This is a genomic window from Kineosporia mesophila (assembly GCF_021129235.1).
In the GTDB taxonomy this organism is placed as follows: Bacteria; Actinomycetota; Actinomycetes; order Actinomycetales; family Kineosporiaceae; genus Kineosporia; species Kineosporia mesophila.
In genome coordinates, this window is sequence record NZ_JAJOMA010000001.1 from 661,517 (window position 1) to 675,256 (window position 13,740).

Consider the following 13,740-nt stretch of genomic DNA (forward strand, 5'->3'; position numbering starts at 1 on the left):
ATGGCAATAGTTTTTCCCCCCGAGCTGTCCGGGCTGATGAAGGCGATCAGCGGGATGGAGCCGCCCGAGGCGAACGAGGATTCGTTGCGGGCGGTGGGTGATCTGTACGACCAGGCTTCGGCGGATCTGCTGGAGCTGAAGTCGTTGTTCACCGATGTGGTGAACGAGATCACCACGAATTTCGAGGGTGAGGCGGCGGATCAGTTCGTCGCGAACATGAAGCAGTTCATCAGTGGGGACGACTTCCTGGGCGCGGCTGCCCAGGGGGCCCAGGAACTGGCGCAGTTCGCGCGTAAGGTCGCGCTTCAGGTCGAGTACATGAAGTGGATGATGATCGCGGTCGTGGCCTGGCTGGCCGCGGAGCTGGCGTTCCTGGCGGCGACGGCGTGGTTCAACTGGAGTGCGCCGCTGGAGATGGCGCTGGCGCGAATGATGGCGAACTTCGCGTTGAAGCAGATCGTGGCGCGAGTTCTGGCGTCGATCATCATGCAGGTCGCGTTCGGGATCGCGATGGGCCTGGCGATGGACGCGATCATCCAGCTGATCCAGATGGGCCAGGGCAACCGGCACAACTGGGACACCAGCTTGACGTTGCAGGCGGTGGAGTTCGGGGCGATCGGTGGGATCATCGGTGGTCTGCTGGGTCCGGCGGCGGGTGCTCTGGGGGGCATCCTGGGCAAGTTCGTGGGCAAGGACTTCGCGAAGTTGTTCGGCAATGATCTGACCAAGACGCTGCCGAAGCCGATCCCGAAGCCGGAGCCGAAGATCGGTGCGGCCGGGGCGTCGCTGTTCAGTAAGGACATCGCCGACAACTTCGTTGCGCATACCCCGGACCTGCTGAAGGGGTTCCCCAAGCCGGAGCCGAAACCGGTGGTGGGCAAGGGGGTCGATGCACCGCCGGTGGTGAAGCCGCTGACGTCGGCCGGGGGCAAGGGCCTGGGAGACCTGGGTGGCTCGGCCGGCAAGTTCGGGTCGCAGGAGCTGCCGACGGTGTTCCGGAACCAGGTGAACAAGGATCTGGGGGAGACGTTCACCGGTCGGTACGAGTCGAATTACGGCAAGGCGTTCGGCAACGACGTGAAGGCGCCGATCGAGACCGGTCCGCGGGCGTCGTTCATCGCGAACATGGGCAAGGCGTTCGACAACGAGTTCTCGCACCTGTTCGTGGACAAGGCGATCGCCCGGAATCTGGGCGAGGACTTCGCCAAGGCGTTCATGCAGAACTGGGTCCGCACCGAGCCGAAGGCCATGTTCAGAGAGCTCGATCATGTGCTGGCCCCGTACAAGGACGTGCTCGGCGCGAACATGGTCAAGGCCCTGTCGCGGGACCTGCCGATGGTGCTGTCGCGCAACCTGCAGAAGAACCTGGGCGGGAACCTGCCGTTCAAGCTGGCCGGGATGGCCACCTCGGCGGTCTCCGGCGGTATCAACATGACGCTGACGATGGGTTTCTACAACCTCATCTTCGGACCGGACCACAAGTTCGAGACCGGTCCGGCGGCGTTCGGTGCGGGCGCGCTGATGGGCATCATCAGTCATGGCGGCCGGACGTTCGTGATCGAGCCGATCAAGCTGAACCGCAACTTCGCGAACCTGCCCAACCCGGAGTTCTTCGCCGGGATGCGCGAATTCGTGGATCGCCCCGGGGGCGGCGAAGTGGGTGGGCCGACGGTTCGCCCGGCGGAGGTTCGAGGTGCCGAGCCGCCGTCGGCCGCGCGGCCGGATCCGGATCCGGTGACCGGGAATCGTCCGGCCACGTCGTCGACGGACCGAAACTTCGACAACCGTGACCTCGGTGATGACACGACGCCGCTGCTGGAGAAGTCCCCGGAGGGTGACTCCTTCAGCCTGGACGAGGGCTTCAACGAGAAGTCGTCCGTGTTCTCCCCGGACGCGGAGTTCGGGTTGTCGTTCACCGAGAAGCCACCGAACACGGACTTGTTCGGTGGATCGGGTTCTTCGGGGTCACGTCCGGACATCGGCGTCCACGATCGTCCGCGGACCAGTTCGGAACCGTCCCCCTCGAATGACCGTTTCGATGAGCGTTTGCTGGACCTCGACAACGATTCTGCCCCGCTGCTGGGCGGGAACATCGACCGCGGCCGGTCACCGGTCTCCTTCGAATCCTTCGAGTCCGGCTCGGAGTTCCAGCTCGACCAGGCCGCACCGCCTCCGGTCGTGTCGCGCGACCTGCTGGGCGACCGGGGGTTCAACGAATCCGCCCCGGTTCAGGCCGGTCCCGACAGCCACACCGGTACCGGGTTCGCCGATCGTCCCAGCACCGAGGGCGGTCTGGACGGCCTTCGGACCCCGACCGACAGCGGCTCGAACGGCTCGAACGGTTCCCATGACCTGAACGGCTCGAACGGTTTGCACGACCTGAACGGCTCGAACGGTTTGCACGACCTGAACGGGTCGAACGGTTTGCACGACCTGAACGGCTCCAACGGTTCTCATGACCTGAACGGCTCGAACGGGCCCTCCGGTCACGACCGCCCGGACGATGCCGGCGTGATGGCGCCGATGGAGAACCCGTTCCAGACGCCGCACAGTCAGCCCGAGCAGAGCCGCACGTACCAGAACCGCCCGGACCGGTACGACGCCAACGCCGACTATGCCGTGGTCCGGAACGCGCGGATGACGCAGGCCGAGGCCAAGCTGGTGGCCGAGGAAGGCTTCGGCCTGGAGATGCGGGACGTGCGGGCGCGCTTCGACCGCGCCGCGGAAACGTTCGGGCAGAACCACGAGAACGCTCCGGCGGAGAAGACCCAGCAGAGCCTGTGGGACCGGGTCGAGACGGACCTGCGGCAGGAGTATTTCGAGGCGTTGAACGACTCCGGGGGCACGCTGTCCCCGCAGTGGCGCGACAATGCCTGGAAGACGATCGTCGACGCGCGGGTGGCGGACCTGCCGGACCAGTTCACCGCGGCGGTGTCCGAGGACCGCGCCGTCGATGCCTTCCGGGCCGACTTCGATCACGCGATCGACCTGCCCGAGCTGTTCGGCCATCGAGGCACCGACCGGATCAGTACCGAATCGGACGGAACTCCGGCCGCCCTGGCCGAAACGCCGCGTGACCCGGCCCGGGACGCGGCGTGGAACAACGCGGAGGCGTCCTACCGGGATGCTTTCCAGGACGCGATCAGGACCTCGGCCGGCGACCCGGCCACGGTGCGCCGATCGCTGGAGAACAACACCTTCGACGTGCCGTCCAGCACCCGGGACCGGCTGGTCTCCGACATCCGCGACGGGATGGCCGCCGAGCACGAGACGCGCGAGGTCTCGCAGTACCTGAACGACCTGTTCGACCGGACTCTCGGCGAGCTGAACGGGCGGTCCGGGCCGCCGGCGAGCGACCCCGCACGGGAGGCCCTGTTCGGTGACCAAAGTGGGCGCGCGGCCCCGGCCCCCGAGCCGGTGCGCTACCAGAACCTGAGTGACGCCTCGATGGCCGACCTGCGTAACGACTTCCGGGCGGTGCCGGCTGACTGGCGCTCCAACGAGGACTTCCTGAGCGCCTCCGACCCGGCGCGGATGGACAAGCTGAAGGACGAACTCGCGTTCCGTCAGCTCGCCGAGGACCAGGTGACGCGGGTCCACGACAGCTGGGCGAACGAGGGCACCCGGCTGACCCCGGAGGCCCTGGACCGGGTTCGCAAGGTCGCCGTCGATCGGCTGCGGGACGCGGCCGCGAAAACCTGGGACCGCCCGGGTGAGTTCGAGAGCGAAGTCATCCAGCAGGAGGCCCGCCGCACCGAGCCCGCACCCGGGACGGACGCGTTCAAGAGCCGCCAGAACGACGAGACGGCCTGGCAGAACCGGGTCAACGAGTTCGACCGGAGCCTGACCGGCCTGGACGAGCAGTTGCGGTCCTCGCTGGCGGACGAGCGTGGACTGCAGCAGGCCCTGGAGACTGCCGCCGGCGAATGGAAGGGCCTGCGGGGAGAAGAGTTCAACGGGTACATCCTGTCCGAGTCGGTGAGTGACCGGCTGGCCCAGGACTACCGGCGGGACGCGGCGTTCGACTACAGCCAGATGTGGACCCGGGACGTCAATGTCAATCGCTGGCTGAACGACGAGAAGGCCGCCGGGGATGCCTTCGGCGAGGCGCTGAACGACACCGGCCCCGATTTCCGGCCGGACGACTTCGACGGCAACCCGTTCAGCGATCCGCGTCCCTACCTACGGACGGAGTCCGGGGACACGGACGTGCGGCTGTCCGACTCGGCGTCACAGAGCGACCTGATCGACCTCGCGGACGCGACGAGCACCACTGGCGAGCGTCCCGGTTCGTCGGCCACCACGTCGGTCCCCGACGAGAACGTGCGCACCGGTTCCGAGAGCATCGGCGACGTCCAGCTGACGATGGAGCGCCCGCCGGTCGAGACTCACCGGCCGGAGTCGGCGCCCCCGATCCGCACCCCCGAGCAGATGCTCACCGACCCGCGTCCCCAGGCCGAGCACGACCTCCAGACGCAGGTCCAGGTGTGGGCCGACCGCGGCGTCCCCGAGAAGACCGTCGACGTCGCCAAGAACGCCTTCCTCGACACGGTCGAGCAGCGGGCCGCGGTGCACCTGGACAACTCGCAGTTCACCGGCGAGAGCGAGGGCGCCGCGAAATGGGCCACGGATTACCAGCAGATGCTCCAGTCGCACCCGGATCAGTGGCTCGACCTCGCCGAGCGGGGCGACGCGTGGACCGGCCAGCTGCAGGAGACGCTTCAGCAGGAAACCCGGATCGTCGATCTGGACCAGCTGGGCCCGAACCCGGACCTGGCCCTGACCACTCTCGAGCACGAGTTCCTCAACACCGGCATCCAGCACTTCCCGGATGTTGTCCGGCCCGGCGGGCTGCACCGTGCCCCCGAACTGGACCCGGCCGCGCTTGAGCGGGCCGAGACGGCGCTGGTCCAGGGGCTGCAGGACCAGCTCTCCGGACTGAGCGCCACGGGCGCGCCCCTGCACGAACGTTCCGGCGCCGAAATTCTGCTCCCACCAGACCTTCTGGACAGTGCTCGCACCGCCCAGGTCGACGTGGAGACGTCCTTCCACGATTACGTGCGCTACGGCGAGCACCCGAGCTTCCAGGCCCAGGTGCGCAGCGACATCGCCCAGGCCCCGCCGCGTCCGGAGACCCTCACCGATCCGGTACAGATCGAGGTGGCGCAGCTCCAGCAGCAGGTCAGGCAGCTCGACCAGGCCGCGCGGGACCTGCAGGCCGACCGCCAGCAGCGCTCGGCCTTCGTCGACATCGTCAACGACGCACTGAGTCGGCAGGACTGGGAGGGTGCCGCCGGCGGCCTGCAGGACTTCCGCTCGTTCACCGAGGTGCAGCAGCTGCACGAACAGCTCACCGCCTTCGACGCGCACGTCGAGCAGGGGTTCGACCGGCTCGCGCCGCTCGGGGTCGAACGCGCCGAATGGTCCGGGCGGGTGCAGGACGTCCAGAATGCCCGCGCCAGCAGGAACCTCGACGAGATCGTCACCGCACTGGGTGATTACCGCTCGTTCGTCCGACAGGACCGGGCTGCCGACATCCTGGTCCCGGAGAACGCGGGCAGCGGGTTGTCCCGGACCCAGCGGACCGAGCTCGAGAGCATCTTGCGGGAGGTCGACGTCGCGACCGGCCCGGTGGACCGCAACCGCCTGCTGCGCACGTCCACCGATCTGTACGACCCGGTGACGTTCTCGGAGCGGATGACAGCGCTGCAGGAGCAGATCCGCACGTCCGGCGGCCCGGACCAGGCCAAGGACCTGTCCACGAACCAGGAACCGCAGCCGCAGCTCACCGAACTGACCGTCCCCCCGGTGGAGACCGAAGGTGGCCGTGGGGCAGCGGGAGTGGGCGCGAAGAAGCCCGAGGGCGTCCAGCTGGTCCGCGAGCTGCATGCGGTGACGCTGGAGGGACCGGACGGGTTCGAGTTCGTGCTCAAGCCGGGCGCCGAGGCGGTGATGGACCACCGGCCGGGTGGTGACGGGGCAGTCATGGCGTACCACGTACGCAGCCGGGACGGGGATGTGACCTGGCGACCGGACGAGACGGGAGTGTGGCAGGAGGAGCCGCAGTCCGCCGTCCGGTTCGAGGCGGAGCTGGCCGCGCTGAACGACCGCCCGGAGCTCGCGGAGGCGCTGAGCGGGATCGCGGATCGCGGTCTGGATCAGGTGACCGCACCGGAGCTGACGGATCTGCTGCACAACGGCAGCAAGGAGGACTCGCAGGCGGCGGTGTACGAGATGATCCGTCGGGGGACGGGTAAGTCGTTGCGGTGGACGCAGTTGGACGCCGTGGAGGCTTTCGGGGCACGTGATTTCGTCCAGATGTCGGCCGGCGAGGGCAAGTCGTGGGTGTTCTTCGCCCATGCGGTGGTCGCGTCGCTGCACACCCCGGGCAAGGCGGTGCAGGTGGTGACCACTCGTGACTCGCTGGCCGGGCGCGAGTTCCAGGAGTACGTCCAGCTGCTGGAACCACACGGGATCAACGTGCGCCTGATGAAGGAGGACGAGCCGAACCCGCAGCCGCTGACCGCGGACGGGGAGCCGGCGCCGACGGTATTCATCGGGACGGTGGGGAACCTGGCCTTCGCGCAGCTGAAGGGCAACCAGGTTCCGGGGGACCGGGCGTTCGTCGACGAGGTGGACGAGGCACTGGTCTTCACCACCGGTGAGTTCATCCTGGCCGAGGGCGCGGGTCTGAAGGCCCGGCCGGAAGTGGTCGAGAATGTGCGGTGGGCCAAGTCGCTGCTGGACTCCGCGTTGGAGGACGGGAGCCTGAACCCGGAGAAGTTCGGCCGGAGCGAGGACACGCCGAAGGCACCGCTGCAGCTGACCGCGCAGGGGCAGGCCACGGTCCGGGACCTGGCCGGGCGGGACCTCACGCCGATCGAGATCTCGCGGATAGAGATGGCCGCGGTGGCCAGGTGGGACTACCGGGCGGAGGACCACTACCTGGTCTTCGACGGCAAGGTCCTGATCATCGATCAGTCCACCCACAAGGTGATGTTCGATGCGGAGAAGTCGTCCGAATCACGCTGGCACGGCAACGAGGCGGAGAACCGGGCGAGCCTGGCCCAGGCTCTGGAGGCCGAGCACGGTCTGGAGATCCGTGCCGACATCGACAGCAACGCACGGGTCAGCACGGTTGAGTTGTTCCAGCCCGAGCACACCGGTGGCAGCTACGACCACATCACCGGTGCCTCCGGTACCGCCCGCGGGCACGAGGACGTGTTCGGTAAGTTCTCCAGCCGCGGTGACGATGTGGCGGTACGGGAGATCGCGGAGTACTACACCTCGCAGCTCCAGGGTCAGGACAAGTTCTTCGCCGACGAGCAGGCCAAACTCGAAACTCTGGCCGAGGACATCCGCACCACGTGGGCCGGTGGTGAGGGCCGGCCGCAGTTGATCGTGGCAACGAAGAACAGTGAGGTCGCGAAGATCTCGGCGTTGCTGGGCAATGATGTGCCGCACGTGGCGGTGGATGCGCGGTGGATGGCCACGCAGGGCGGTAAGGCGGAGGCGGAGTTCAAGCGGATCACCGACGAGGCCGGCGCCGTGGGCAAGGTCCTGGTGGTCAATATGCAGGGAGGCCGCGGCACCGATATCCAGCCCAGTCAGGCCGCTCTGGAGCTGGGTGGGCTGCACATGTCCGGGACCGGGCGTTCGGCGGTCTCGCACGACGTGGACGTGCAGGCCATCAAGCGGGCCGGGCGAAGTGGCGCACCGGGTGACTACACGATGTACAACAGTGCCGGCGACGATTTGTTCACCGACCCCCGCGTGCGGACCGCCGTCATCCAGTACCGCAACGCCCACGCCACCGTCGAGCAGGCCCAGCAGGCCCACGACCAGGCCCAGACCATCCAGGACCCGGCCGCGCAGGCCAAGTCCCAGGTCGACCTCACCGAAGCCCAGGCCGACCTGGCCCATCAGGAGGCGGCCCTGCGTGAGTGGGTGCCTCAGTTGCAGCCCAACCACCCCGACTATCAGCCCACCGCCGTCACTCCGCAGAGCCATCCGCTCAACGGCGGGCCGGCTCCGGACTCGGCGCCCAAGACCGTCGACTTGCCCGGCGACGGCATGCCCCGGCCACCTCCGGGCGGGCTGACCCCCGACGCAGCCTTCGCGCTGGCCGAATTCCAGGCCCGCAGCTCCTATCCGGACGCTTCCGGGGTTTCCCTGGACGCGCTGAAGAACGCGTTCACCCAGCAGTGGTCCACCCTGGACAAGCAGATCCCGGCGGCTGGCAACAACCTTCAGGCCTGGCTGGACCGCAACGCCATCCGGGTCGCGATGGGCGATGCGCTGATCACCTCGATGCAGCAGCAGTTCGGCCGGGCCGGCCTGACGCCCCTGCCCATGCCGCAGGCGGACGTCCCGCAGTCACTGCCGCAGCAGGCCGCCATTGCCTTCGCCGACCTCACGGCCGGAATTCCGCAGGGATCGCCTCTTCTCGAGCCGCAGCCGCTCCCCGGCGACTTCGCCGAGACCGGGAACCTGATCGACCTGCGTGACCCGGTCGCCCCGATCGACGGGATCCGGGCCGATTTCGTCCGTCAATGGGTCGAGCTGGGCGACGCACCCATCCTGACCACCGACGGCGCCGACGCGATGGCCGCGTTCAGCGACCTGGTGCGGGCCCGCTCACAGTTGCTGATCGACACGCTCCAGCTCCTCGTACCCACCACTGCCCCGACCACCGCCCCGGCGGCCCCGGCTTCCTGGGCCAACCCGCTCAACCTGGCCCCGGCCCATCTGAGCGAGCTGGGTTCCCTGATCGACCCGGGCATCGCGGTCACCCGGATCGACGACCTGCACGACCTGACCAGCGTCCCGGTGCACGACCTCGACGGAAAGCCGTTCGCCGTCCAGCGGTACGACGCCGGTGACGGCCCGACCACCCGTCTGATCGTCCGGACCGGCTTCACCCCGGGCTCCCACGTCTCCACCGAGGATGTCCTGCAGACCCTGGACGATCTACGCACCGGCCTCCGGGAATACCTGAACGACCAGCCGGACCTGCGTTTCACGGAGGGTCCGCTGGACGGCGACCGACTGGAGGTCGACATCCAGTGGGTGCCCGAACCGGGAAGCATCTGGGACGCCGACCCGCACCTGGTGCTCGACCTGGTCCGGCCCGGCGCAGGTCTGGCCGGCCAGAACCCGCTGACCACCTGGCCGGTCGGGCGGCCACCGGTGATCTACGCGGCCCGGTTCGCGCAGAGCCTCTGGAACGCGATGGGGCTGACCGGCCCCGAGATGCCGGGCGGGATCGTCGTACCCCCGCCGGTGCAGGCACGTTTCGATCAGGCGGAGACCACGCTGGGCAAGCTGCCCGCCGCGGCCGCTCAGGTGATACTGGAGATCGCCACCGAGATCGTCACCACCGACAGCCACCTGCCGATCGCGATCGAGACGGCCCGTCCGCGGGTCTACGACGACATGGTCCGGGCGGTCGCGGCCGAGTACCACCGGGAGGGCTGGGACGCGGCCGAGGCCCTGTCCATCACCCTGGCCCAGGATCTGGGGACGAGTCGGCGTTCGGGTCTTGCGGGCGGTAGTGGCCGTGCCTCGGACTGGCCAATGTCCTTCCAGGGGGCCGCGTTCACCCCGGGAGAGTCGTCGAGTCAGTTCGTTCCGCAGCCGAGGACCTTGTCGGAGTTCCTGGACCCGGAGGAACACTGGAAGATCTATCTCTGGGACCACGACCAGGAGTTCGCGGCCGAGGACTACCCGCAGAACCCGGGGTCCTACTACGATCACGACGAGCAGCCCGGATTCCAGGCCGCGATGCAGCGTGCAGTCGAGATGTTCCTGAATCAGGCCCCGGGCGCGCGCATCACCGCGGACTACCTGAAGTTCATGCACGAGGTCGCGACCCAGGGCGTGAGCACCCGCGACGACGGCGATCAGACACCGTTCGTCTCGCAGTGGTCGCCGGCGAGCCCGCAGGTACCTACCACGGCACCGCTGCCCGACGACGCCGAGCTGGTTCCGGAGCTGAGGAACGAGCGGGTCAACGGACGCCCCCTGGTGATGAGCGGCTCGCGGGCCGCAACGACCGCCCCCGAGAACCGGCCGATCGTCTTCACCGCCTACGCCGATGATGGCGGTCAGTTCAGCTATACCCGGACCGGCCGGTTCAAGGACCGGATCTACGTGACGCAGTACACCCAGGAAGAAGCCCCGCTCATCGCGGACGCCATCCTGGACACGATGTACGCGGAGATCGCGGCCGCCAACGGGCAGACGCCCCAGGTGTTGCGGGCGATCGCGCGGGGCGTGCGCAACCTGCACATCGCACACCTGTTCCCGGACGGGAACTCCCGGGTCGGCATCCTCCTGTCATTGCCGAAACTGCTGATGGACCACGGGTACAAGCCGGTGCGCTGGCTGTACATGAATGACGACTTCAACGGCACCGTCACCCTGGATGAACTGGCCGGGCGCCTGGCCGGCGGCCAGGATGCCGTCTGGCCCATGGAACAGGCTGCTGCGCAGACGGCCTTGGACTCCTACGCTCCGACGGACGCGGACACCATGTCGGCCGGATCGGGCCAGGATGCCGAGTGGTTCTCCTACGAACCGGAATCGGAGCAGTTCCGTCCGGCCCGGGCTCCGCAGCCGGGAGTTTCCGAAGGCATCACCGGGGCTCTGGGAGGCCTGCATTATCTGCCGCCGGAGGGGACTCCGGCTACGACTGCGCAGTCCGTCGACACCATTGGGTCTCTTCTCCGGGCCGTGCCGGATGTGGCGGCGGCTGCCGACCACCTCGGGCGGCACTGGCCGGACCTGCTGCAGACCGCGATCGATGCCTTGAACAGCCGGCCCGCCGCCCAGGGGGAGTCGGTGGGAGCGGCCCGGGCGGCACTTTCCGGGGTTACGTCGGCGCTGGTGCGTCTGTCCGCCTCGTCGGCGGCTCCGGCCGATCAGCAGCAGGGGCTGCTCGCCGATCTGCTGAGGGCCTACGACCTCGCCGATCAACGAGTTCACTCCGCGCTGACCGGTCCAACGGTGCTGCCGACCTTGGAAGCGGTCATGCGGCCGGTAACCGGCACGTTCCCGCCGCGCACCGTCGGCGTGGCGGTCGACGGTTCATATGTGGTTGCCCGGACACCGGAGACCGAGCAGCCGGCAAGCCTGCGTAGGTTTGATGTGTTCGGTCCCGACGGGCGGCCGCGGGGGACGATGCGCGTCCAGATCGGGCAGGGCGAGGACTTCGTCTTCTTGGATGAACGGGAGAACCAGTCCCCGGTGCCCGGCGCTCTCGACCTCCTCGCCTATTACACGGCGGAACAGTCGACTCAGCCGTACTTGCAGACGATGAACGCTGTCAACCCCAGGGTTCAGCAGATTCAGGAAAACGAATACGGCCTGATTCCCCTGCCGGGTTCGTCCGCGGCGCGCCGCGACTACCGTCAGCCGCGGGAGGAGATGCGGGCAACTGCGCAGGGGCGTCTCGAGCGGCAAGGCTGGTCTCTGGCCTCGCAGGAGACCCCGGTGACCTTCCAGCCCTGGGTGAGCTCGGATCCGCAGTGGAGCCCGGTGACGCCGAACGGCGAGCCGCTGGCGATCGCCACCGAAATCCTCGAAGGCGGGGCCGAGCGAACAGTTTCGGGCCGGTTCACCAACACCGGCGAATTCGAGGTGGTCGATCCGGGGAACGGTCTCGAGGTGCGCCGGCTACGGCCCACGGCCGCACCCGGTGGCGGGACCCGGTGGATGGCCGGCCCGCTGACCACCAGCGACCGGCGGTACTTCGGACAGCTTGCGGCGCAGTGGGGTTTCGCGGGCGAGGGCGCAGCCGAAGCCTTCGTCGCAGATGGCGTCCGAGTCGGCAAGGCTCTTCGGCCCGACCTGATGCTTGCCGGCTACACCCTTTATCGCCTGCGTCAGGGAAACCGGAGTGTTCTGGTCCGGGCGATGCTGGACGATGAGGGCCGCGTAATCGCAGCGCGGCGGGCGCTACGCCTGGACGAGTTCGCAGAGCAGAACGACGAAGGGCACGATCTGCTGCGGCAGCTGCAGGACGCGGGCTGGACGGTCCGGGCCACCCACGGTGCCGGCCGGGTGGACGCCGCCACCCACACCCTCCATCTGGACGTTCACAACCAGTCCGCGTGGTGGATGCTGACCCAGCTTGCTCAGGTCGCTCTCGGCGGCCAGACCGGGCGGATTCGCCCGGAAAGTTCGACCACGCCGCGCCGGCGGCCCCCGCCCCGGCCACCGCGAGGCGGGGCCCGAGGGGGGCGAGGCCTGAACACGCCCCTCGTTTCGCCACCGGCCCGTGGGCCCCGTCCGGGGATCTCGACGGGTATCCCCGGCGCTCTGGCGGGGACTCATTACGAGCAGCTCACCGGAACGCAGGGCGGCCGGGTCGTTGCGCCCACCGTGGTGGACAAGGCCACCGGCCTGGCCATGACCGACATCGCTGGGGAGGCGGCGGGCCTGCCGTCCGGCGGCTATCGCTCGCGCTACCTGGACCTGCTCGGTCAGGTGACCGGCGACCTCCCCGCACCGATCGAGCTGGCCGATGCCGGGCAGGTCGAGTCCGTGCCGGTGGTGCCGAGGAGCATCAACTGGACGAATCCGGCAACCGGCGAAACGGTCATGTCGGCTTTCGGTGTGCAGCGATACCTCCTGCCGGGTGCCGAGGCCCCCACGACCCGCGTGCTGGTCCCGGTGGTACTAACGGCCGGTCCGGGCGTGAGCGTGCAGGAGCTCGAGCAGATCCGTGACGAGTTGGCAGCGGGTATCCAGGAGACGTTCAACGACCCGCAGTTCCGGTTCCGGACCGGTCCGGTGGGCGACCGGCTGGAGGTGACGGCGATACGGCCGACGCAGGATCTGCCGGCGCCCCGGCCGATCTCTGTGGTCCGTCCCGGGCCGGACATCCGGATGGATCAATTCGCCTGGGTCGTAGGCCAGCCCCGCAGCGCGTACGTGCACGAGTTCGCGCACTTGCTGACGATGCGGGACGAGTACACCGACCCGACCGTCGGGACCGACGGCAACGAGCTGCAGTCGGCCCGTTCCCGTCTCCAGCCGCTCCAGCTCACCGGCCCGGCCGACACCCCGGCTGCCACCACTGGGCGCCTGGATCAGGCCCGCGCTGCCATGGACGCCCTGATCCAGGCCCATCGGGAACTGCCGGAAAACCTGGGGACGGTCGTGGCCGACCCGGTCGCCGCCCGGGCGAAGGTGATGACGCTGGTCCGGCAGGCCCTGGAGGGCGACGTGGCCGCGACCGCCTCCCTGGCCACCCTCGACCAGATCTCCGCGCGCAACGGGTCGATCGGCGAGAACATCGGCGAGAACATCCAGCAGGCCATCAGCCTGGTGGACGAATACAACCGGCGGCTGTCGACGGCCGGTGACCAGCGCGCGGTGACCGACGACGGCCTGCTGGCCGAGTACCGTACATTGGCCGGTGATCTGGCCGCCGTCCCCCTGATCGACGCCCTGCTGCGGACGGCCCCCACCGACCGGGTCCGCCCACGGTTCACCACCGCGATGACGGCGGCCCGAAACGGTTTCGCCGCACTGGCCCGACCGGACGCCCAGGCCGACCCGGAGCAGTGGATCACCCAGGCCGAGGAATTGGCGGCGGCCCACTTCGATCTGAGCGACCTGGTCGACGCTCAGGTCATGGTCAGCGCCAACGCGAGCCTGAAGGCCTTTGCCGACCATACTCTGACTCTGCCGTTCAGCGGCCCGTCCCGGGCCTACGCCGCGCAGTTGCTGAAC

Annotated in this window: 1 protein-coding gene (running past one end of the window); it reads left to right on the forward strand. The window is 68.6% G+C overall.

Annotated features, from left to right (window positions below; genetic code table 11):
* A protein-coding gene (locus LR393_RS02470) for a WXG100-like domain-containing protein (RefSeq protein ID WP_231481306.1) crosses the window boundary here: on the forward strand, nt 1–13,740 show its 5' portion. It continues 37,023 nt past the right edge of the window; only the first 13,740 of its 50,763 coding nucleotides appear in the window; the start codon lies at nt 1–3; its stop codon lies off the right edge, out of view.